Here is a 21,995-nt window from a genome sequence, read left to right on the forward strand (position 1 = left end):
CTTCAGGGGGACGCGGTACGTGGCCCGCGGGTGCCCCGCGCGCTGTTCACAGGTGCTCCGGGGCGTCGACGCCGAGCAGGGAGAGGCCGCCGGCGAGCACCGTCCCGGCGGCGTCGGCGAGCGCGAGCCGGGCGCGGTGGGCGGCCGAGGGTTTCTCGTCGCCGAGGGGGAGCGGGCGGCAGCTCTCCTGGAAGCGGAGGAACGCGTCGGCGGTCTGTTCGAGGTGCCGGGCGAGCCGGTCGGGCGCGCGGAGCCGGGCGGCGGAGGCGAGCACGTCGGGGTACGCGCCGAGGAGCCGGACGAGCGCGGCGGCTTCCGGGGCGCGGAGGGGGTCGGCGGCGTCGGGGGCGGTCTCCGGGACGCCCGGGGCCGGGGGTTCCGGGAGTTCGGGGGTGATCCCGAGGTGGCGGGCGGCGCGGGCGAGGGCGCGGGTGCGGGCGTGGGCGTACCGGACCAGGAAGAGCCCGTTGGACTCGCGCTGTACGAGGAGAGCGAGGGCGCGGGCGGCCTCGGGCCCGGTGTACGGGCGGTCATGGGCGGCGGGGCGGAGCAGGGCCCAGTGGGCGGCGTCGGTGCCGAGGGTGCCGTACAGCGCTTCGGTGGTGGTGCCCGCGGCGACCGGGACGGGCCGCAGGGCCTCGGTGGCGCCCGGCACGGTCGCGGCGGCGGCGCCCTGGGTACGGAGCAGGGCGATGACCGTACGGGTCCACAGGGCGGCCCGTGGCTCGGTGGCGGGGGCGAGGGCGACGGTGGTCCCGGCGAGGGCGTCGCCGTGCCCGTACCGGGCCCCCTCGGCCCGTACCGCCCGTACCACGCCGGTGTGGGCGCCGGTCCGGACGGCGGGGGCGAGGGTGAAGTTGAGGAAGCCGGGCCCGGTGATCTCGACCCGGTCGATCCCGGCGGCGGGCGCGCTCTCCAGGAGGGCGGTGCGGAGGATCTCGGCGACCTCGCGGGGCGGGCGTCCGGCGGGGCCCGCGAGGCGGAGCGCGACGTTGGAGGCGTAGTCGCCCCGGCCGCCGGGGCGGGGGGGCCCGACCGCGACCCGGTCGGGCACGGGGCCCGGCAGGGTGTCGTCCGCGACCGCGCGGCGCACGGCGCGCAGCACGGTCCGGGAGAGTTCCGCGGGGGTCACGGGTCCAGCGTAGGCGGGTGCGGGGGTGCCCCGACACTCGGTATCGCCATGCGGTCAGCGAGGGGGCTGTGGCCCGGCCGGGGTCCGGGCCGGCTCAGCTCAGGGCGGAGCCCGCGTGCCCGGCGGCGCCGCGTCCGGCGGGCGGGGGCGGGCCGCCCTCCTGGTGGCTCAGGCGGCGTACGAGACGTACCAGGTCGGCCGGTTCGAACGGCTTGGCGAGGAACGCGTCCACCCCGGCGGCGACGCCGCCGTCCACCTCGTACTGCGTACAGGCGCTGACGACGGCGATGGGGAGGTGGCGGGTGCGGGGGTCGGCGCGGAGCCGGGCGGCGGTGCGCAGGCCGTCCAGGCGGGGCATGACCACGTCGAGGGTGATGACATCGGGGGCGACCTCGTGGACGACTTCCAGACACTCGGCACCGTCGGCAGCGGTCACGACCTCGAACCCCTCAAGTTCGAGATTGACCCTGATCAGTTGCCTGATGACCCTGTTGTCGTCGACAACGAGCACCCGGCCGGACGCTCCAGACACCTCTTGAGAGTAGGTCCGAAGCAGCCGCCGCGTCCGGGTTTTACGGACTTCCACGGCGTCCCGGGCCGCGCCGCCGCGCGCCCCGGGGCGGCCGGGCCGAGGCGTGCTGTCCGCCTGGGGCGCGCCGCCCTAGAGTCGGGCCCATGGAGCAGAACGAAGTCGTCCTCAGGGCCATCGGGATTCTCACGCAGTCCGCGGAGTGGATGCGGACGGCGGACCGCGAAGCGGCGTCGGGTACGGAGCCGGGGGCGCGCCCGGACGCGGGTCCCGCGGCGGGGCAGATCGGTTCGCTGGTGGCGGAGGTCTTCCCGTCGTTCACGGTCTCCCCGGAGGCCACCCCGCTGGAGGCGGCGCACTCGGTGACGGAGGCGGCGCTGCCGCCGGTGATGCAGCTCATCGGGGCGTTCTCGTTCGTCTTCACGGAGCTGGCCCGGGTGCATGACGCGGGCCGTACCGACATCACCTCGGAGGAGCTGCTGCGCGAGCTGGCGCTGCGGATGTCCCGTACCCAGGAGTGAGCTCCCCCGGGGGGCGTGCCGCCCTATGCCGCCGGGGGGCGCGGCAGCAGCGCGACGGCCGCCAGCGGCAGTACGGCGAGGAGCACCCAGGGCAGTGCCACGGGGAGCGCCGCGTCGAGGAGCGCCCCCGTGACCGCGCTCCCCACCAGCACCATGACCCCGGAGACCGAGGAGAGGGCGCCCATATAGAGCCCGAGGCGTCCCTCGGCGGCCATTTCCGGGACCCAGGCGCGGGCGGCCGGGGCGATGAGCATCTGACCGAGGGTGAGCAGGGCGACGAACCCCGCGAGGGGTACGAGTCCGGCGGCACCGGTGAGCGCGGCGGGGCGGGCCGCGGCGACGGCCGCGAACCCGGCCGCGAGGACGACGAGCCCGGCGGCCATGGAGCGGCGCGGGTCGAGCCGGGGCGCGGCCCAGCGGGTGACGGGGAGCTGGGCGGTGACGACGAGCAGCGAGGAGAGCGCGAAGAGCCAGGCCAGCGGCGCCTGTGACCCCGCCACGCGCTCGACTTCGGCGGGGACGGCCAGATAGAGCTGGTTGTAGCCGAGCAGGTACGTGCCGTACGCGAGGCAGAGCGCGAGGAACCGCCGGTCGCGGAGGAGCCCGCGCACCCCGCCGGGTTCCCGGGTGGGGGCGCGCCCCGGGATGTGCTGCGGCAGCAGCCACGCGTGGCCCGCCAGGACCAGGACGAAGATCCCGGCTCCGGCGAGGCAGACGGCGCGGAAGTCGACGGCGAGCAGCACCGAGCCGAGCAGGGGCCCGACGAAGGCGCCCGCCTGCCCCGCCACGGTGAAGAGCGCGAGCACCTCGGTCCGGGGCCCCTTCCCCGCCTCCTCCCTGACCACGGCCTGCCGGGCCACCTCCGACTCGACGGCGGGCGAGAAGAGCGCGGCGGCGAAGCCGATGAGCAGTACGGCCCCGATGACGCTCCAGGCCCGCTCGGCGAACCCGAGCCACCCGAACCCGGCGATCCGCAGCGCGCACCCCGCGAGCACCACGGGCCGCACCCCGTACCGGTCGGCGAGCGCCCCGCCGACCACGAACAGCCCCTGCTGGCTGAAGGTCCGCACCCCGAGCACGAGCCCGACCAGCCAGCCGGCCAGACCGATGGCACCGCCGAGGTGATCGGAGAGAAAGGGCAGGACGGCGAAGAAGCCGACGTTGAAGGCGAGCTGGGTGAGGACGAGGAGCCGGAGGAGCGGGCCGAGCTCCGACCAGAGTCCGAGGCGGGGGCGGAGCCGGGACGGGAGGCGGACGGCCGGGTGGGTGGGCGGTGCCGGGTCGGGGTCGGTCATTCCGGGTTCCCGGGGGTTCCCGGGGCGCTTCGCAGGCTCGCTCCACCACGTACCGCCTCCGCCGTCGTGACGGCCAGCGCGCCCAGGAGGGCCAGGACGGCGGCCGGGGCGAGGACGGTCCAGGGGGCGCGTTCCGCGTAGGGAAGGTTCTCGGCGAGGAGGAGGCCCCATTCGGGGGAGGGCGGCTGGGCGCCCAGGCCCAGGAAGCTCAGGGAGGCCAGGGCGAGGGCCATGGAGGGGAGGCGGAGCAGGGCGTGGCGGGTCACCGGGGGGACCACGGCGGGGAGCAGGGCGCGGCGCAGGAGGTGGAGCCGGCCGGCGCCCAGCGCCCGGGTGGCGGCGAGGTGCGTGGTGGCGCGTTCCTGGAGCAGCAGCGCGGAGGTGTGCGCGGCGAGCGGCGCCCAGGCGACGGCGGCCACCGCCAGCGCGGGGGTGGCGGGGCCCGGCCCCGCGACGCCCGCGACGAGGAGTCCGGCCAGGACGGGCGGTACCGCGTTGACGGTGTCCACGGCCGCGCCCGCCACCCTCGGTACGAGGCCGAGCAGCACCCCCGCGAGGAGCGCGGCGGCGGTGACGGCGAGCGCGAGGACGAGGGTGGTGAGCGCGCCGTGTCCGATCCTGGCCAGGACGTCGCGGCCCAGGGCGTCCGTGCCGAAGGGGTGGGCCCAGGACGGCGTCCCCAGCCGCGCGGCCGGGTCCAGGGCGAGCGGGTCGCGCGGCAGCCCCGCGCCGATGGCGGCGAACAGGGGCGCCCCGTAGAGGAGGGGCAGCGCGCGGCGGGCCCGGGATGGCGCGCGGGGCGCCGGGCGGTGGAGCGTCTGGAGGGCGCCGTCGCGCAGGACGGGGCCCAGCAGCAGGCGCCCCGCGCCCCGGGCCGCCGCGCCCGCCACGGCGGCCAGCAGCAGGAGGGCCAGGGCACCGGTCTGGAGGACGGGGAGGTCCTGGGCGAGCGCGGCCTGGAGGGTGAGCCGGCCGAGCCCGGGGATGTCGAAGATCTGCTCGACGGCGACCGCGCCACCGGTGAGGCCGGCCACGAAGAGCCCGAGGTTGGGCAGGAGCCCGGGGAGACAGCGGAGCACGGCCTGACGGGCGATCCGGCCGCCCGGGATACCGCGTGCGGCGGCGGCCGTGGCCCAGGGTTCGGTGAAGGCACCGGGCAGGGTGTCGTCGAGGAGCCGGCCCAGCAGCGCCCCCGCGGGCAGGCCGAGCGCGAGCGCGGGGAGCACCAGCCACCGGGGCCCCTCCCAGCCGAGCGCGGGCAGCCACCCCAGATGGACGCCGACCACGGTGGCCAGCACCGACGCGGTCAGGAACTCGGGCAGCGCGGCGAGCATGGCCGCCGCTCCCCCGGTACGCCGCGCGGCCGGCGCACGCCGGGCGCCCAGCCGTACCGTACGGGCGCAGAGCGCGGCGGCGGTGACGGCGGCGACGCCCAGCGCGGTCGCCATGAGGAGCAGGGAGGCGCCGAGGGCCTGCCCCACGGCGGGCAGCACGGCGGCCCCGGAGATCCAGGAGTGCCCCGCGTCGCCGCGCGCGAGGCCGAGCATCCAGTGGAGGAGGAGACGGCCGGGCCCGTCGTCCAGCCCGAGTTGGTCCCGTACCGCCGCCAGGACCTCGGGGGCGGGGTCGCGCTCGGCGGACCGCGCCTTGAGCACGGTGAGCGCGGGGTCGGTACGGGAGAGCCAGGGCAGCACCCCGATAGCGCAGAGCAGCCCGCCGACGAGAGCGGCACGCCACAGAGCGCCCACCGCCACGAGGCGTACGGCGGCGGGGCGCGCGGTACGGGGCGAGGTGGTGCGGCCGGGGGACGCGACCCGGCCGGGGAGCACGGCGCTCTCCGGCGCGGACGGGCCGGGGGGCCGGGTACCGCCCGGTATGACGCGGCCGGGGGCCGGCGCGGATGGGCCGGAGACCCCGGCCCCGCTCGGTGTGGCGCCGCCGGGGGCCTGCGTGGGCGGGCCCGGAGGTCCGGCACGGTCCGGCACGGCCGGATCGGCGGGCGCGGCCCCGCTCGGTATGGCGCCGCCGGGGGTCGGTGCAGGCGGACCCGAAGACCCGGTACGGGCCGGCGCTGCCGGGCCCGGGGGCGTGGGCCCCTGGGGCCGGGCGGGCGGGGGTCGGTTCATGTCGGGGGTGGTCAGGGGCGGGTGCCGGGGGCGACGAGGGTGCGCTCGTACGGGTCGAGCAGGGCGCCCCGTACGGACGTGGCGACGCCGACGATGTTGCGCTGGTGGACCAGGGGGACGACGGCGTCCGTGGCCAGGATCTTCGCCTCGGCGGCGAGCGCCGCGCGCCGCCGCTGGCCCGGGTCCGCCACCGCTTCGGCGGATGCGACCGCGCGGTCCACGTCCTTCGCGCAGAGCTGCGCGATGTTGTACGTACCGTCGCACGTGTAGTCGCTCGCGAGGACGGAGACGGGGTCCCCCGTGTCCAGCATGGTGTTGCGGGCGCCGATGAACGCGTCGAACTTCCCGGCGAGCGCGTCGCCCTCGATACGCGAGGACTCACGGACCGTCAGCTTGACGGTGAACCCCGCCTTCTCCAACTGCTGCTGCACGACCTGGGCGACCTCCGGCAGCTCGGGCCGGTTGTCATACGTGGCGAGGGTGATCGCGGCGCCCTTGACCTCGGCGGGGGTGGCCGCCTCCGCCCGCCCCGCGGGCCGCTGCCGCCCGCCCGCAGCCCAGGTGAGCGCGGGGCCGAAGATGCCCTGGCCCGCATCGGCGTACCCCTCGTAGACGTTCTTGGCGAGGACGGCGGTGTCGAGGGCCTCCCGCGCGGCGGCCCGTACCGCCGGATCGGCGAAGGCGCCGGTGCGGGTGTTGAGGACGAGGCTGGTGGTGCGCGCGGTGGGCACCTCGCGGGCGACGCCCTTGGGGAGGGCCGAGGCCTGCGAGACGGGTATCGCCTCCGCGATGTCCTCCTCGCCGGAGCGCAGGGCGTTGGCACGGGCGGTGCCGTCCGCGATGAACTTCGCGTCGATCCCGGCCGCCTGGGCCCGCCCGCCCCAGTAGTCGTCGAAGCGGTCGAGGGTGGCGGAGGAGGCGCCGTCGACCTTGGTGAGCGTGAAAGGACCGGTGGCGTGGCCGACCGGATCGGGCCCCCGCGCGGCCTTCCCCTGGGCGGAACCATCCGTTCCGTACGCCTGCGATCCGTACGCCTTCGGGGAGAGCACCGCCAGGCTGGGGCCCGCGAGCCGGAGGGGCAGGACCGGGTCGGGGGCGGCCGTGGTGATACGGACCGTGTGGGCACCCTCCGCCTTCACCGTCAGCCCGGTGCCCGAGAGCGCGGCGGGGGCAGGGCGCGCCCGGGTCGCGTGCGTGAGCGCGGCGGCGGCCGACGCCGCGGTGACCGGCTCCCCGTCCTGGAACGTGGCCTCGCGCAGGGTGAAGACCCAGCCCCGGTCGCCCTCCTGGCGCCACGACTCCGCGAGCGCGGGCACGGCGGAGCCGTTGCCGTCCAGCCGGGTCAGCCCCTCGGTGACGCCGAGCCGGCTGAGGAGGGTCGCGTCGGCGCCGTACGGGGAGAAGTTCTCGGACGGCGGGAACGCGAGCGCGACCCGCAGCCGCGAACCGGCGGCGCCGGACCCCGAGCCGTCGGTGCCGCCTCCGCCCCCGCCCCCGGCGAAGCAGCCGGTGAGCAGCGGGGCGAGCAGGGGAACGAGCAGCAGACCGGCGGCCGGGCGGCGGCGGAGGGCAGGGCGCATGGTCCTTCTTCTCGGTGGCGGCAAGACAGTTCGGTGGCGGGCAAGACAGAAAAAGAGGTTACCTGATAATCATTTTCACCAGGTCATGGGGATCTCGAAGTGCACCGTCCCCGCCGGGACCCCGGGGACCCCCTCCGCCGGCTCCCGCTCGTCGCAGACCACCTTCCCGAGCGACCGCCAGAAGGGCTCGGCGCCGGTGACCGCCGGGTCGGTGTGGAGGTAGACGGAACGGTAACCGCCGTCCGCCACCGCGAATTCCAGCAGCTCGCGGACGAGCGCCCGCGCGAGCCCCTGGCGCCGGTGGTCCGGCCGTACGTACACCCGGCGCAGGTGCGCGGTCTCGCCGGAGGGGTAACGCTCCGCGAGCCAGCGGGGGTTGGGCGGGTGCGCGGGCCCCCGGGAGTCGAGCGCGGCGGTGGCGACGACCTCCGCGCCCTCCATACCCTCCGCGCCCTCCGCGCCTTCCGCCACGGCGACCAGCAGCGTGTGGCGTACGGGGGTGAGATAGGCGGCCTCGATGTCGATGATGTCGCCGTGCCAGCGCGGCACGTACCCCGAACCGAAGTCGTGGTACACGGTGTCGAGCATCACGGCTCGGGCGGCGTCGGCGTCCTCGGGGGTCGCCGTTCGGATGCGGTAGGCAGGCACTTGCGCATCATATGCAACAAGGGGTGGGGAAGGGCAGACCGGAGGCGGGGTCCGGTTGGTGGGATGGATCACCTTGCCCCGACGCCCTGTTACGGCATGACGGTGTCAGGACGGAAAGGCACCCTGTCGGGCGCGCGGCACCGTGCCCAGGAAGCGGACATGCGGGCGGCCCTCCGCGTCCTCGTCCCGGGTGACGGCGGCCCGTACCCCGTAGACCTCCGCGATCAGCGCCTCCGTGATCACCTCGCCGGGGGTGCCGCCCGCGACCACCCGGCCCCGGGAGAGGACCACGACCTCGTCGCAGTACATCGCGGCGAGGTTGAGGTCGTGCAGGGCGATGACGGTGGTGACGGGGAGGGCCGCGACCAGGCCGAGCAGCTCCAACTGGTGCTGGATGTCGAGGTGGTTGGTCGGCTCGTCCAGAAGGAGTTCGCGGGGCGCCTGGGCGAGGGCCCGGGCGATCTGGACGCGCTGGCGCTCCCCGCCCGAGAGGGTGTGCCAGGACTGCCCGGCGCGGTCGGTGAGCCCGGTGCGCTCCAGGGCGGTCCCTACGGCCTCCTCGTCCTCGCCGGACGGCGGCGTCCAGGCCCTGCGGTGCGGGATGCGGCCGAGGCGTACGACATCACGGACGGTCAGGTCGACCTGGGTGTCCGTCTGCTGCTCCACCACGGCGACCCGGCGCGCCACCGCCCGGCGCCCCACGGCGGCCAGCGGCTCGCCGTCCAGGGTGACCACACCGGAGGCGGGGGCCAGGACGCCGGAGAGCAGCCGGAGCAGGGTGGACTTGCCGGAGCCGTTCGGGCCGAGCAGCCCCACGGTGGAGCCGGGCCGGGGCGCGAGGGAGACCCCGTCGAGGATCAGCCGCCCCGCCGCCGTACGGGAGACCCGGTCGGCGGCGAGGCCGGGGCCGGGCCCCTCCCCCGTCGTCGCCGCCTCCGACTCCGTCTTCTCCCCGTACGTCATCGGACCCGCCTCCCCCGGTACAGCACCAGCACGAACGCCGGGACCCCGATCAGCGAGGTCACCACCCCCACCGGGACCTCCTGCGGGTCGAGCACCGTACGGGCCAGGGTGTCGACCCAGACCAGGAAGATCGCCCCGGCCAGCGCGGTGACCGGGAGCAGTCTGCTGTGCGCGGGGCCGGCCAGGGCGCGCGCCGCGTGCGGCAGGACCAGGCCGACGAAGCCGATCGCCCCCGCCGAGGAGACCAGCGCCGCCGTCAGCAGCGCGGTGACGCAGAGCAGCACGACGCGCGTACGGGCGACGGAGACGCCGAGGTGCCCCGCCGCCTCCTGCCCGAAGGCGAAGGCGTCCAGCGTCCGTCCGTACCCCAGGCACACCGCCAGCGCCACCAGGAGCACCGCCGCGCAGATCCGCACATCGCCCCACCCCGCGCCGCTGAGCGAGCCGAGCAGCCAGAAGAGCACCCCGCGCGTCGTCTCGGCGTCGGCGGCGGTGAGGACGACGAACGAGGTGAGCGCCGAGAAGAGCTGCATCGCCGCGACCCCGGAGAGCACCACCCGGTCCACCGTCCCGCCCAGCGTCTGGCTGAGCAGCAGCACCATCGCGAACGAGCAGACCGCGCCGGCGAACGCCCCGCCGGAGACGGAGAGCGCCCCTCCGCCGACCCCGAGCACGACCACCAGGACCGCCCCGGTGGACGCCCCCGAGGAGACGCCGAGCACGAAGGGGTCGGCGAGCGGGTTGCGGAGCAGCGACTGCATGACCGCGCCGCAGACCGCGAGCCCGGCGCCGCAGACGGCGGCGAGCAGGGTGCGCGGCAGCCGCAGGTTCCAGACGATGCCGTCGCGGATCGGGGTGAGCGTGGACTCGCCCCACCCCAGATGCGCGGCGACCACCGACCAGACGTCCGGGACCCGGATGTCCGCCGGGCCGATGGTGATCGCGACGGCGACGGAGAGGACGAGCGCCACGATCCCCCCGGCCCATCCCACCCATCCGGTCCGCCCGGACCAGGCGGACCGGCCGGCCCCGGGGCCGGGGGTGGGGCGGGGCGCCCGTATGAGCGGCACCGTGGTCACGCGGCGGGCGCGTAGGCGCGCAGGGCCGCGGCGACCCGCTCCACGCCCTCGACCGTACGGATGCTGGGGTTCATCGCCTGCCCGCTGACCTTGACGAACCGCTTCTCCTTGACCGCGTCCATGTTCTTGGTGACCGGGTTCCTCTCCAGGAACTCGATCTTCTTCTCGGCCGTCTCCGCGGTCTCCTGCCTGCGCGTGAGATCCCCGATGACGAGGAAGGTGGGGTTGCGGTCGGCGACCGTCTCCCAGTTGATCTGGGGCCACTCGTCGTGTGTGTCGTCGAAGACGTTCCGCGCGCCGACCGCGTGGGTGATGATGCCGGGCGCGCCGCAGCAGCCGCCCATGTACGGGGAGTCGGAGTTCGCGAACCAGTAGAGGAACGTCGCGTCCCCCGCCTTCTTCGCGTCGATCCCCGCCACGGCCTTGGCCATCCGCGCCTTGAGCTCGGCGACGAGCCGGTCGCCGCGCTCCCGGACGTCGAAGATTGTGGCCAGGTCGCGGATCTCGCCGTAGATGTCCTCCATGGTCAGCGGCTTGGCGCGGGTCCCGTCGCCGTCGCCGCTGTTGTCCTTGACGCAGTCGGACGGCGAGACGTACGTGGGGACGCCGACCTTCGCGAACTGGGCCCGGGTGGCGACGCCGCCCTTGCCGAGGGTGGAGACGAAGGAGGCGGCGACGAAGTCGGGTTCGGCGTCCAGCACCTTCTCGAAGGAGGGGTTGTTCTCGGCCAGCCGGGGGACCTTGGCGTTCTCCTTCGCCAGGCCGGCGGGGAGCGGGTCGGTCCAGGTGGCGGTGCCCGCCATGCGGTCGCCGAGGCCGAGGGAGAGCAGGATCTCGGTGGTGCCCTGGTTGAGCGAGACGGCCCGGCGCGGGGGCGCGTCGACCCGTACCGTCTCGCCGCAGTTGGTGAGGGTACGGGCGGCGGCCGTGCCCTTGCCCGGCGCTCCGCCCCCGTCCGTGGCGCCGGAGGTTCCCGGCCCGCCGCAGCCGGTGACCAGCAGGGCCCCGGCGGCGAGGAGCAGCGCGGCCCGGCGGGCCCGGGATATACGGGGCCCGGAGAGGCGGGCGCGGAAGGGGCCGGCAAGGAAGGGGCCGGCAAGGGGGGTACGGGCCCGGGAGGTACGGGTCCGGGGGAGGCGGCCGGAGATGCGGGCGCCGAAGGGACGGGTGAGCTGACGTGCGATCGGCACGGGGTCGTTCCTCTGCGTCGAGGGCCCATGCGCGGAGCCCGGTCGTACGGTGCTCCCCCGCCGACGGTCCGCGGACGGGGGCCGCCAGCAGGTCTTCGGACTCGGGGTCACGCGGACGGAGCGCCTTCCCGGACCGAGTGCGGTCCAGTGGCCGATGCCCCGCCCGTCGCCCTCACCGCTGCGCGTCAGTTCCGGATTCCCACCGGATTCCCTGACCCAGGTGCCTGGGTACGACTGGCCCCGGCAAGCTATCACAGGCGGTTTTCCGCCCCGCCCCCCTACTTTTCGGGCACTTTCCCGGCCCGTACGGCCCTCGTCCCGGCAGGATGGCGGACACCCCGCGCCGGGGCGCCGGAGAATGCCGTATGGCCGAAACCACGTCACCGGCGACTGCCGCCACCGCCCCCGTGACGGTCGCGCTGATCGACGACCACCCGGTGGTCCTCGCGGGCATAGAGTCCTGGTACGCGGCCTCCGAACGCCCCATCACCGTGGTCGCCAAGGGGCCCTCCGTCGCGGTGGCGACCACCGGTCCCGGCCGGGAGGCGGATGTGGTGGTCCTCGATCTCCAGCTCGCCAACGGCGTGCCCGCCTACCCCGAACTGCGCCAACTCGTCGCCGGGGAGCGGCAGGTCATCGTCTACACGATGCAGGACAGCCAGGAGACCGCCCTGACCTGCCTGGACCTGGGCGCGTTCACGTATCTCACCAAGGCGGAGGGCGAGCGCCATCTGATGGCGGCGACGCTGGCGGCGGCGGACTGCCGCCCGTACACGCCGCCCGCGCTGGCCGGGGCGTTCGGCAGCGACGCGCGGACGGGGCGGCCCTCGCTGACCCCGCGTGAGGTGGAGGTGCTGCTGGAGTGGTTCCAGTCGGAGTCGAAGGCGATGGTCGGGGAGAGCCTGGGGCTCTCGGTCCGTACGGTCAACACCTATCTGGAGCGGGTGCGCATCAAGTACGCCAACGCCGGGCGCCCCGCGACGACCAAGGCGAACCTGGTCGCGCGGGCCATCCAGGACGGGTGGACCTCGCTGGACGAGCTCTGAGCGGGGCGGTGGCCGGCCGGCGGGTGGACCGGCCGACGACGCACCGGCCGACGGTGGACCGGCCGACGGTGGGCCCACCAACGCCGGCCCGGCCAGCCGCAGGCCGGCGGTGGACCGGCCAGCCGCAGGCCGGCGGTGGACCGGCTAGCCGCAGGCCGAGGCGTCGGGGGCGGCTGAGACAGGGCTTCGGGTACGGGTACGAGGCTTCCCTGACCCGGCCCCCGGCCCCCCGGCCCCTCCCCCGGCACCTCCCGCGGTCCCTCCCGCGGCCCCGGCGCCGACGGTGCAGGACGCCTCGACCCGGAGCCGCCCCTCGCTCCGTACGGTACGCACCCGCACCGCCGCCCCGGCCCCTTCGCCGCCGTCGCCACCGTTGCCGTCGCCGCCCTCCGTCGCCCCCGGGATCTCCGTCCCCGGCGCGTCCGTCACCACGCTCACCCGGATCAGGCCGCCGCCCCGGATCACCGTGGCGCGGGCGCTGCGTTCGGCGGTGGCGAGGGCGGCGAGCACCGGCTCGGTGAGGGCGCGGCGCAGCCGCCGGTCGACCGGGGCCGAGGCGCCGCGCACGGCGAGCTGGACATCGACGCCGTGGCGCTCGGCGACATCGATACCGGCCCGCAATTCGTGGAGCAGCGGGTCGTGCGCGTGGTCGCGCTCCGCGAAGAGCCGCCGGAGCCGGGCCGCCTCGATGGCGGAGCGGCGCCGTACCGCCTCGTCCCCCGGTTCCAGCGTGCCGTCGGCGAGGCCGGTGAGCAGGGGCAGCACGGAGGAGTCGAGTTCGGCGTAGCGGGCCCGCTGGTCGGCGTGGATCTGGGCGGCCACGGCGGCCTCCGTACGGACCCGCTCCCGCTCGCGCCCCGTCGCGCTCGCCGCGGCGGCGCAGTCGCCCAGCGAGCGGGCGAGGATCGCGGCGGCGACCTGGAAGGTGCAGATGGCGAGGGCGCTGACGGCCATCCCGGCGGCGGCCTGCCGGCCCGGGTCGCCCGCGAGGAGCAACTGCCCGAGGGTGAGGAGGAGATGGCCGCCGATGAAGAGGAGCGTGGGCCCGAACCCGGCGTCGAAGAGCAGCAGCACCCCGAACCAGCCGATCTCCAGGAAGGTCCAGTGCGGGGTGCCGACGAAGTCCCCCACGGGCAGGTCGCCGGTGGAGACGGCGGAGGCGACGAGGGCGCAGGCCAGCCCGAGCGCCACCCACCAGCGGGGCCGCCCGCGCCGGTCGGCGCCGAGCAGCGCGTCCGCCATGATCAGGAGGGTGAGCAGGGTGAAAGCGGCGAGCTGGACCCAGGGCCGCTGGTAGCCGCGCAGGCTGGCGAGGAGGGCGGGCAGGGCGAGCCCGAGGTGGACGGCGGTGAGGATGAAGAGCCCGGCAGCGCGGAGCCCGGAACGGAGCGCACGGGCGATCCGCTCGGCCCCCGGGTCGGGCCGGGGGCCGGGGGCGTTGCCGCCGGGGGGCCGCGCGCGGTCAGCCACGGGGCCACTCCAGCCGTACGGTCGTCCCGGCGCCGGGCCGGGAGTCGACGGTGGCCGCGCCGCCCGCCGCCGCCATCCGCTCGACGACGGAACGGGCCAGCCCCCGGCGGTGCGCGGAGACCCGGGCCGGGTCGAAGCCGTGCCCCTCGTCGCGGACGACGACGGTGACGGTGAGATACACCCCGGCGTCCAGGGCCCGCGCGTAACCCGTACGCGGTGCGGGCCGGTCGGGCCGGCCGGATCCGCCGGGTCCGCCGGGCCGGTCGGGTCCGCCGGGCCGGTCGGATCCGCCGGGCCGGTCGGATCCGCCGGGTCCGCCGGGCCGGTCGGATCCGCCGGGTCCCCCAGGTCTGCCCCGGGTGGCCGTCACCGTGGCCGTACGGACCCCCGCGTGCCGCGCGACATTGCGCAGCGCCTCGCCGAGGGCACCGCGCAGGGCGACGGCGACGGGGCCCGGTACCTGGCCGAGGGAGCCGGGCGTACGGTCGAACGCGGTACGGACGGAGAGCGGGTGGCCGTCGAGTTCGGCGAGGAGTTCCCGGGTCAGATCGGCCGGGGCCGCCGGGTCCGGGGCGGCGGGGCCGGCCGGTGCGCCCGGGGCGGCGCCCGGATCCCGGGCGGCCGGCGGGTCGGCGAGGGCGAGGCGCCGCAGGTCCTTCGCGGCCTGGGCGCGGACCACCGCCGGGCTGAGCGAGCGGCCGTGCGCCGAGACCATCAGCAGCGTGGCGCACGCGGTGTCGTGGAGCGTGGCGAGGTGTTCCCGCTCGGCGGCCCGCTGCGCCTGGGCGATCTCGTGCCGCCGCCGGGCCCCCTCCGCCCGGGCCGCCGCCGCGTCGGCGGCTCTGCTGCCCCGCAGAATGAGCCGGTACATGGCCTGGCAGAGGAGGGTCTGCACAAAGAGCCAGCCGACATTGGGCAGTGCGTACGTCCAGCCGTCGGGCCGGTCGAGGGCCACCCCCGCCAGGTCCACGGCGGCGAGCAGCGTGGCCACCGGCAGCGCGATCCTGGCCGGGTGGGTGAGCTGGTAGGCCACCGCGACGATGCTGATGACGACCAGCACCCACGTACTGCCGTACCGGGTCTGGGAGTCGGGGACGGTCAGGTGCTGCGTGAGACAGACCCCGGCGAACACGGCGAGGTCCGCGCCGAGGAGCCCGCGCGGATGGCGGCCGGCCAGCGCGAGCCGGCAGTACAGGACGCTCCAGGCGATGACGGCGGCGGAGACGGCCGAGGCGGCGGCCATCTCGGGCACGGGCATGGCGGGGACGGCGAGCGCGGCGCCGGAGCAGACGACGACGGCCCGGATCGGGTGGGCGTAACGGAACACGAACGCCACGAACTCACGCTCGGCGGGCCCGGGGGCGGGTGCGGGTGCGGGCCCGGGTGTGGGTGCGCTCACGGGAACCCGGGCCTGGTCCGGCCCCTGACCGCCCGGACTGTCAGGACCGTCAGGGCCGCCCGGACCGCCCGGACCGCCCGGACCGTCCGGGCGGCCCTGACTCTGTTGAGGGAGGCCCCTTAAGGGACCCGTGTCGTTCTCATCCGGCTCATGCACCATGCGGCGCCTCATCCGTCGCTCTTTCTCCGGCAATTGTCGGTCGAATGACCGTCACACGTCGAGGGCGTCCGGCGATACCGTTTCACGCGTCAGGGCCCTGGCGCCGCGACCGCTCTCGGGGGTGAGCGGCCACCGCGGCCGCACGCACCCCTGCCTCATGGGGGTGGGCAGGGGTACGTGCGGAAAGGGCCCCAGTGTACGGGCGGCCTCGGCGGAGATCCGAGCTCTGGCCAACGCTGAGCCGGGCCGGCACGCGGCGCCCGGGAACTCGGCCGGCACCGCCCCCGAGTCCGCTCCCCGCCGAGTCGGCTGCCCCCCGACTCCGCTACCCCCCGAAAGCCAGGCCCGTGTAGTTGTCGGCGAGTTCCGCGGCGGCGTGCGGGGACGCGGCGATCCGGTCGAGTTCGGAGAGCTGGAGCCGGGTGTCGAAGGCGGACTGCGCGGGGTCGGTATGGAGGGTGGTGGTCATGAAGTACGAGAAGTGCTCGGCCCGCCAGACCCGGCGCAGCGCGGTGGCGGAGTACGTGTCGAGGAGTTCCGTGGACCCGGTCGCGTACCGCGCGGCGAGGGCGCGGGCCAGGACGATGACATCGGCGGCGGCCAGATTCAGCCCCTTGGCCCCGGTCGGCGGGACGATGTGCGCGGCGTCCCCGGCCAGCAGCACCCGGCCGTACCGCATCGGCTCGGTCACCGAACTCCGCATGGGGAGCACGGACTTGGCGGTGACGGGCCCGCGCTCCAGCCGCCACCCGGGCGCCGCGTCGAGCGCGAACCGGGCGTCCAGCTCGTCCCAGATCCGGGCGTCGGGCCAGTCGGCGGGGTCGGTGCCGTTGGGGACCTGGAGGTAGAGCCGGCTGACGCTCGTGGAGCGCATGCTGGCCAGCGCGAAGCCGCGCGGCGAGTGCGCGTACACCAGCTCCTCGTACACGGGCGGCGCGTCGGCGAGGATGCCGAGCCAGGAGTACGGGTAGGTCCGCTCGTACGTCGTCCGCACGCCCTCCGGTACGGCGTCCCGGGCGACCCCGTGGAACCCGTCGCACCCGACGACGTAATCGCAGGTCAGCACCTGCTCCCGCCCCTCGTGCCGGAACCGTACGGCGGGCGTGTCGGTGTCGGCGCCGGTCACCGCGAGCGCCTCCGCCCCGAAGAGCAGCGGCCCGCCCTCGGCGAGCTGGAGGGCGATCAGGTCCTTGACCACCTCGGTCTGCGCGTACACCATCACCCGCCGCCCGCCGGTGAGTCCGGGGAAGTCGATCCGGTGGCCCCGCCCGCCGAAGCGCAGCTCGATCCCGTCATGGACCAGCCCCTCCCGGTCCATCCGGGCCCCGGCCCCGGCGGCGCGCAGCGCGTCCACGGTGGGCTGCTCCAGGATCCCGGCGCGCTGCCGCCGCTCGACGTACCCCCGGTCGCGGCTCTCCAGCACGACGGAGGCGATGCCCGCGCGGTGCAGCAGGCGGGCCAGCAGCAGACCGGCCGGGCCGCCGCCCACGATGCCGACGGTGGTACGCATCAACTTCCCCCGCCCGTCCCGTTGTCCGACGGTATTCATCCGGAAGGAGCCGGAGTCCGTCCTTTTCCGGGCCCCGAGTCTGTGCTGACCAGGGACACCTGTCAACGCCCCCGTACAACGAAAGCCCACCCCGGTGGACGGCGGAGAAGACTGAAGACGACTGGACACGACTGGACACGGCTGGACACGGCTGGACACGGCTGGACACGGCTGGACACGGCTGAAGGGCCCCACCCGGCGGTGAGGCCCTTCAGCAGCTCAGTAGCGACTACTGGTTGTTGTGCCCGTTGCCGCCGCCCTTGCCATTGCCGTTGCCATTTCCGTTGCCGTTGTTGCCCTGGCCCTGGCCCTGGTTGCCGTCACCGGCACCGGCGTCGCCCGCGTCACCCGCGCCGGCATTCACAGCACCCGCGTCGTCCGCCGCACCGGCGCCACCATTGCCGTTGCCCTGGTCAGCGCCCTGAACGGCGCCCTGGTCGGCGCCACCGTCACCATTGCCGCCGTTGCCGTTACCGGCATTGCCGTTGCCGCCGCCACCGTTGCCGCCGTCGCCGATCTGCGCGCCGACCGCGTCCAGCGCGGTGGTCACCGGCTGGAAGAAGGTGATGCCGCCGACGGTGCAGTCGCCGCTGCCGCCGGAGGTGAGGCCGACGGCCCCGCCGTTCGCGGTGAAGAGCGAGCCGCCGCTGTCGCCCGGCTCGGCGCAGACGTCGGTCTGGATGAGGCCGTTGACGATGTCGCCGTTGCCGTAGTTGACGGTGGCGTCCAGCCCGGTGACCGCGCCGTCGCTCAGCCCGGTGGTGGAGCCCATCCGGATGACTTCCTGGCCCACGGTCGCCTCTTCGGCGCCGACGATGTTCACGGTCTGGTTGCCCGTGTTGACGGTGCTGGGCGCCTCGGTCGTGGGGTCGTCGTACGTGGCGAGGGCGAAGTCGCCGCCCAGGTCGAAGGTCGCGTCCTGGATGGTGGCGACCGGCTGCCCGTTCTGGGCGTCCGACCACTCGGCGGCGGCGACGCCGCAGTGCCCGGCGGTGATGAAGCCGGGGGCGCCGTCCGCCGTCACGACATTGAACCCGAGGGAGCAGCGCGCGCCGCCACCGAAGATGGCGTCACCGCCCTCGGCCAGCGGCTTGAACGCGCCCGCGCTCCGCTGGATCCGGGCGACGTCGGAGCCGAGCGACTTGACGGTCGACTCGATCCGGTTCCACCCGTCACCCGTGACGGTGCTGTCGGCGGTGACCTGGACCTGGTTGGTCCTGGGGTCGATGGACCAGGCGGTGCCGGGAACGGTCGCCTCGGCCTTCAGCGTCTTCGAGGCGGCCTTCAGCGCGGCCGTGCTGTTCTTGACGTTTCTGACGACGGCACCGGCCTGCTTGACCTGGAGCTCGACCTTGTTGTTGCTGCCGACGACATTGATGACGACCTGCTGCTTCTGGGAGTCGTAGAACGACCCGGCGACCGCGTCACCCAACTGGGCCGCGATCTGCGACGCGAGCTCCCCGGCGGCCGCGGCGTTGACCTTCTTCGGCGTCAGCTCCGGCTCGCCGTCCTGCGAGGCATTGGCGTTCGGCAGCAGGATCGCGGCCGCCGCAATGGCTACAGCGCCACCCCCGGCGAAGACGAACTTCCGCTTGGGTATGCGTTTGTGGCTCAACTCAAGACCTCCTGTGGGGGACGGGAGTCCGCTCGCCGGCAGCAGACGTGGAACGCGCTATGGGCCTGAATACGGACGGGGCCCGAGAGGCGTTCAACACAACTTCCCCGCAACCGAGTTCACCCCCTCCGCAGCCCTCCCCCACGCCCGTCCCCACCTGCTGGGATCCCTGTCGGGGCGCCCCGCGAAAAAAATCAAGGGAACGGGCCCTGCGGGGCCGTGCGCCGGATCCCGCCGTCAGCGGCCGTGAAGAGCCACGGGGCGTGTGACCGGCACGGCGGCCTCCGCGCCGACGGAATGGGGGCGAACCCGTTCTCGGCACGCTGGAGCACATCGAGCCGCCGAGCCCGTTCGGCGGCTCGTCGTAGCCGGACTGCTCCTCGTCGCGGCGGACCTCGTGGGGCCCGGCGGAGAGTTCCCGGGGGTCGAACCGCCCCTGCCCCGCGCTCCCCCTACCCCTCCCCCCGCGACCGCCAGAGCAGCCAGCCGAAGTAGGGTGCGCCGATCACCGCTGTGACGAGGCCCACCGGGATCTGGGCGGGGGCGATGACGCTCCGGCCGACGGTGTCGGCGACGACCACCAGGACCGCGCCGATCAGCGCGGTCACCGGGAGGACCCGGGCGTGCCGCCGCCCCACCAGGGCACGCGCCGCGTGCGGGGCGACCAGGCCGACGAAGCCGATCACACCGACCGCGGCGACGGCCCCCGCGGTCAGCGCGACGGCGAGGGTGAGGAGTCCCAGGCGGGCGGTGGCGGGCCGGATGCCGAGGAGGCGGGGGGTGTCGGCGTCGAGGCCGATCAGGTCGAGGACGCGGCGCAGGACGACGAGGGCGGGCACCGCGACGGCCAGCGCGAGGGCCACCGGGATCAGTTCGGGGAACGTACGTCCGTACGTGGAGCCGGAGAGCCAGACCAGCGCCTTCGTCGCGTTGTACGGGTCGGTCAGCACGATCAGCAGGCTGACCAGGGCGCCCGTACCGGCCGAGACGCCGATGCCGATGAGGACCAGCCGGTTCTGCTCCAGGCCGTGGCGGGCGGCGAGCCCGAAGACCAGTCCGGCCGCCGCGCCCGCGCCCGCCAGCGCCGCGCCGCCGATCAGCCAGAACCCGGCGAAGGGGACGAGGGTGAGCACGGTGACCGCGCCGACGCCCGCGCCGCCGACGACGCCGAGGACGCCCGGTTCGGCGAGCGGGTTGCGGGACACGGCCTGGACGACGGCCCCGGCGAGCGCCAGCGCCGTACCGGCGAGGAGGGCGCCGGCGACCCGGGGCAGCCGGGTGTCGAGGACGAAGGTGACCAGGCGGCCGGAGCGTCCGGTGAGCCAGTTGGCGACATCGCCGAGGAGCAGGGTGGCGTCGCCGAGCAGGGTCGCTGCGACGAGCGCGCAGACCAGCGCCGTACCGGTGACGAGGAGGGTGAGGAGGTACGTACGCCGGCCGCGCAGCCGGGTGAACGCGGTCGCCCCGCCCCCGCCGCCGCTCCCGGCCCCGCTCCCGGCCCCCGTGGAGCCGTCGTGGCGGGCCCGGTGGGCGAGCGCGACCAGGAGGACGGCGCCGAAGAAGGTGGTGACGACGCCGGTCGGCACCGCGACCCCGGCGCCCGCGCCGAAGAGGGCCCGCAGCAGGACATCGGCGCCGAGCACCACGAGCACCCCGGCGAGCGCGGAGACCGGCAGGAAGACCCGGTGGCGCAGGAGCCCGGGGGCGCGGGCCCCGGCGAGCCGGACGAGGGCGGGCGCGCAGAGGCCGACGAAGCCGATGGGCCCGGCGATGGTGACGGCGACGGCGGCGAGCAGCACGGCGAGGACGACCGCGAGGACGCGGGTCAGCCGGGGGTTGACGCCGACGACCGCGGCGCCGTCGTCGCCGAGCGCGAGGATGTCGAGCCGTCCGCCGAGCAGGACGAGCCCGAGCAGCGCGGCGAGCCCGACCGGCGCGAGCGGGGCGATGGTGCCCATGCCGATCTGGGCGAGGGAGCCGTTGCCCCAGGCGAAGAGCCCGGTGGTCTGCTGGGCGCGCAGCAGCAGGAGGGTGCCGCTGAGGCCGCCGAGCGCGAGGGTGAGCGCCGACCCCGCGAGGACGAGCCGGATCGGCCCGGCCCCGGCCCGCGAGAGCGCGAGCACGACCCCGGCGGCGAGCAGCCCGCCGGCGAAGGCGGTGGCCCCGGCGGGGAGCGCGGGCAGTTGGATGCCGAAGGCGGCGACGGCGACAACGGCGAGGTAGGCACCGGCGTTGACGGCGAGCGTGTCGGGCGAGGCGAGCGTGTTCCGCGACACGGACTGCAACGCCGCCCCCGCCGCCCCGAGCGCGCACCCGACGGCCACCCCCGCGGCGAGCCGGGGCAGCCGGGAGGCGAGCAGCACGGCCGACGCCTGATCGCCGGGGGCGCGCCAGAGGGCGGAGAGGTCGACGGCGGCGGTGCCCTGCCCGAGATGGACGGCGGCGAGGCCGGCCAGTACCACCAGGGCACCGCAGACGGCGAGCCAGGTGCGGAGACGGCCCGAGGCGGGCGGTGCGGCAGCGCGGCCGGCGGCGATGTCGTCGGCGGCGGTACGACCCGCATCGGCACGGCCCGTACCGGTACGGCCCGCGCCGGTACGGCCCGCGCCGGTATGACGTCTGGTCCCGATACTCATGACAGCAAGTTCAACCGGTTATGGGGCGGATCTGATGATGGGGCAGCTCTGATCAGCCGGTGAGGGCGGTGACGACGGCGTCCACATAACTCCGCATGGAGGCGGTGGACCCGAACATCCAGATGCCGTCGGGCAGCCGGTGGACCTCGTCCTTCTTCACGAACGGCAGGGACTTCCAGACCGCGTTGTCCTTGAGCCCGGCCGCGAACGGGTCCTCGGCCTCGTCGTTCGTGATGTACATGAACCGGGCGCTGCCGATCTTCGTCAGCCCCTCGACATCGGTGGAGGCGAGTCCGTACGCCTTGTCGCCCTTGAGCTTCCACGGGTTGGTGAGCCCGAGTCCGGTGTTGACGTCACCGAGCAGCGAGCCCTCGGCGTACGGGCGTACGGTGACCTGGTTGCCCTCCTTCCAGCCGTCTGCGAAGGCGACCTCGGCGCCGCCGAGTCCGGCCGTCGCGAGCTTCTTCCTGCCGTCCGCGACCTTCTCGCGGTACGCGGCGATCTCGGCGCGGGCCTTCTCCTGGGTGCCGGTGGCCTCGGCTATCAGGTTGAGGTTGTCGAGCATCTGGTCGATCTGCCGGCTCGCGTCCGCCGACCGCACCACCACGACGGGCGCCACCTTGGAGAGCTGGGCGATGGCGGAGTCGGAGAGGTCGTTGGTGGCGACGACGAGATCGGGCTTGAGCCCGGCGACGGTGGCGGCGCTGGGCTCCCCGCGGGTGCCGATGTCCTTGACGCCGCCGGAGAGCGGCGCGGCGTGGTCGTACGCCTTGTACCCCTTGATGTCGGCGGCCCCGACCGGCTGCACGCCCAGCGTGACCAGGGACTCGACGACGTTCCACTCGGTGCCGACGACCCGCTTGGCAGGACCGTCGAGGGTGACCTTCTTCCCACGGGCGTCGGTGACGGTGACCCCGGACTCCGGGGAGGAGCCCGGGCCGGCAGGTGTCTCCGTGGTCCCGCACCCACTGACCACCAGCGCGAGGCCCACACCGAGGCCCACACCGACGACACACCGGCCGAGACGCCGGGGAGCAATAGCCATGACAGCCATGACG

Annotated in this window: 17 protein-coding genes, 1 pseudogene and 1 riboswitch; of the genes and pseudogenes, 2 read left to right on the forward strand and 16 right to left on the reverse strand. The window is 75.4% G+C overall.

The window, feature by feature from the left end:
- Positions 1-46: 46 nt before the first annotated feature.
- Complete coding sequence (gene nrtL / locus AB0O07_RS14220; RefSeq protein WP_365631809.1) at positions 47-1,132, reverse strand: ArgS-related anticodon-binding protein NrtL; 1,086 nt, start codon at positions 1,130-1,132, stop codon at positions 47-49.
- 94 nt (positions 1,133-1,226) lie between these two features.
- A complete protein-coding gene (locus AB0O07_RS14225) occupies positions 1,227-1,664 on the reverse strand; it encodes a response regulator (RefSeq protein ID WP_365631812.1) in 438 nt (145 codons plus the stop codon).
- Between the two features lie 143 nt (positions 1,665-1,807).
- Between AB0O07_RS14225 and AB0O07_RS14230 the strand changes: the two genes are divergently transcribed.
- Entirely contained in the window at positions 1,808-2,182 is a 375-nt protein-coding gene (locus AB0O07_RS14230; RefSeq protein WP_365631815.1) for a hypothetical protein, read from the forward strand.
- A 23-nt stretch (positions 2,183-2,205) separates the two neighbouring features.
- Here the strand turns inward: AB0O07_RS14230 and AB0O07_RS14235 are convergent, their stop codons facing one another.
- From AB0O07_RS14235 to AB0O07_RS14265, 7 genes are all read right to left on the reverse strand, one after another.
- On the reverse strand, positions 2,206-3,477 hold the full coding sequence (locus AB0O07_RS14235; RefSeq protein ID WP_365631818.1) for an MFS transporter: 1,272 nt from the start codon (positions 3,475-3,477) through the stop codon (positions 2,206-2,208).
- Entirely contained in the window at positions 3,474-5,231 is a 1,758-nt protein-coding gene (locus AB0O07_RS14240; protein ID WP_365632990.1) for an ABC transporter permease subunit, read from the reverse strand. The genes AB0O07_RS14235 and AB0O07_RS14240 overlap by 4 nt, the downstream gene beginning before the upstream one ends.
- 383 nt (positions 5,232-5,614) lie before the next feature.
- Positions 5,615-7,183 carry an ABC transporter substrate-binding protein gene (locus AB0O07_RS14245; RefSeq protein ID WP_365631821.1) on the reverse strand — a complete coding sequence of 523 codons (1,569 nt, stop codon included), beginning with the start codon at positions 7,181-7,183 and terminating at the stop codon, positions 5,615-5,617.
- Positions 7,184-7,258: 75 nt separating this feature from the next.
- Complete coding sequence (locus AB0O07_RS14250) at positions 7,259-7,831, reverse strand: GNAT family N-acetyltransferase (protein WP_365631824.1); 573 nt, start codon at positions 7,829-7,831, stop codon at positions 7,259-7,261.
- 105 nt (positions 7,832-7,936) lie between these two features.
- The gene (locus AB0O07_RS14255) at positions 7,937-8,794 is read right to left on the reverse strand and encodes an ABC transporter ATP-binding protein (RefSeq protein ID WP_365631827.1); all 858 of its coding nucleotides are present in this window, start codon (positions 8,792-8,794) and stop codon (positions 7,937-7,939) included.
- Positions 8,791-9,786: an iron chelate uptake ABC transporter family permease subunit gene (locus AB0O07_RS14260; protein ID WP_365632993.1), complete on the reverse strand. Its 996-nt coding sequence runs from the start codon at positions 9,784-9,786 to the stop codon at positions 8,791-8,793. The genes AB0O07_RS14255 and AB0O07_RS14260 overlap by 4 nt, the downstream gene beginning before the upstream one ends.
- 83 nt (positions 9,787-9,869) lie before the next feature.
- A complete protein-coding gene (locus tag AB0O07_RS14265; protein ID WP_365632997.1) occupies positions 9,870-10,919 on the reverse strand; it encodes an ABC transporter substrate-binding protein in 1,050 nt (349 codons plus the stop codon).
- A gap of 212 nt (positions 10,920-11,131) precedes the next feature.
- A riboswitch (cobalamin riboswitch) is annotated at positions 11,132-11,317 on the reverse strand.
- A gap of 111 nt (positions 11,318-11,428) precedes the next feature.
- On the opposite strand from AB0O07_RS14265, the gene AB0O07_RS14270 reads away from it, so the two are divergent.
- Positions 11,429-12,109 (forward strand): response regulator transcription factor, encoded by a 681-nt coding sequence (locus tag AB0O07_RS14270; protein ID WP_365631830.1) that lies wholly within the window; start codon positions 11,429-11,431, stop codon positions 12,107-12,109.
- Between the two features lie 144 nt (positions 12,110-12,253).
- Here the strand turns inward: AB0O07_RS14270 and AB0O07_RS14275 are convergent, their stop codons facing one another.
- From AB0O07_RS14275 to AB0O07_RS14305, 7 genes and pseudogenes are all read right to left on the reverse strand, one after another.
- Entirely contained in the window at positions 12,254-13,579 is a 1,326-nt protein-coding gene (locus AB0O07_RS14275; RefSeq protein WP_365631833.1) for a hypothetical protein, read from the reverse strand.
- The gene (locus AB0O07_RS14280) at positions 13,572-14,915 is read right to left on the reverse strand and encodes a hypothetical protein (protein WP_365631836.1); all 1,344 of its coding nucleotides are present in this window, start codon (positions 14,913-14,915) and stop codon (positions 13,572-13,574) included. Before AB0O07_RS14280 ends, AB0O07_RS14275 begins: the two co-directional genes overlap by 8 nt.
- Positions 14,916-15,462: 547 nt before the next feature.
- On the reverse strand, positions 15,463-16,647 hold the full coding sequence (locus tag AB0O07_RS14285; protein ID WP_365631839.1) for a 4-hydroxybenzoate 3-monooxygenase: 1,185 nt from the start codon (positions 16,645-16,647) through the stop codon (positions 15,463-15,465).
- Positions 16,648-16,915: 268 nt separating this feature from the next.
- A complete protein-coding gene (locus AB0O07_RS14290) occupies positions 16,916-18,301 on the reverse strand; it encodes a S1 family peptidase (RefSeq protein WP_365631842.1) in 1,386 nt (461 codons plus the stop codon).
- A gap of 293 nt (positions 18,302-18,594) precedes the next feature.
- Positions 18,595-18,719 (reverse strand): annotated as a pseudogene (locus AB0O07_RS14295) (VapC toxin family PIN domain ribonuclease); the annotation flags it as partial.
- A 34-nt stretch (positions 18,720-18,753) separates the two neighbouring features.
- A complete protein-coding gene (locus AB0O07_RS14300; RefSeq protein WP_365631845.1) occupies positions 18,754-20,937 on the reverse strand; it encodes an iron ABC transporter permease in 2,184 nt (727 codons plus the stop codon).
- Positions 20,938-20,989: 52 nt separating this feature from the next.
- Positions 20,990-21,982, reverse strand: coding sequence for an iron-siderophore ABC transporter substrate-binding protein (locus AB0O07_RS14305; RefSeq protein WP_365631848.1), 993 nt, complete (start codon positions 21,980-21,982; stop codon positions 20,990-20,992).
- Positions 21,983-21,995 lie beyond the last annotated feature (13 nt).

Origin of the sequence: Streptomyces sp. NPDC093085 (genome assembly GCF_040683935.1) — a bacterium.
In the GTDB taxonomy this organism is placed as follows: Bacteria; Actinomycetota; Actinomycetes; order Streptomycetales; family Streptomycetaceae; genus Streptomyces.

Coding starts and splice junctions, on each gene's coding strand:
- AB0O07_RS14285 (WP_365631839.1), bottom strand. CDS start 16,647: ATGCGTACCACCGTCGGCATCGTGGGCGGCGGCCCGGCCGGTCTGCTG.
- AB0O07_RS14305 (WP_365631848.1), bottom strand. CDS start 21,982: ATGGCTATTGCTCCCCGGCGTCTCGGCCGGTGTGTCGTCGGTGTGGGC.
- AB0O07_RS14235 (WP_365631818.1), bottom strand. CDS start 3,477: ATGACCGACCCCGACCCGGCACCGCCCACCCACCCGGCCGTCCGCCTC.
- AB0O07_RS14270 (WP_365631830.1), top strand. CDS start 11,429: ATGGCCGAAACCACGTCACCGGCGACTGCCGCCACCGCCCCCGTGACG.
- AB0O07_RS14245 (WP_365631821.1), bottom strand. CDS start 7,183: ATGCGCCCTGCCCTCCGCCGCCGCCCGGCCGCCGGTCTGCTGCTCGTT.
- AB0O07_RS14300 (WP_365631845.1), bottom strand. CDS start 20,937: ATGAGTATCGGGACCAGACGTCATACCGGCGCGGGCCGTACCGGCGCG.
- AB0O07_RS14255 (WP_365631827.1), bottom strand. CDS start 8,794: ATGACGTACGGGGAGAAGACGGAGTCGGAGGCGGCGACGACGGGGGAG.
- AB0O07_RS14230 (WP_365631815.1), top strand. CDS start 1,808: ATGGAGCAGAACGAAGTCGTCCTCAGGGCCATCGGGATTCTCACGCAG.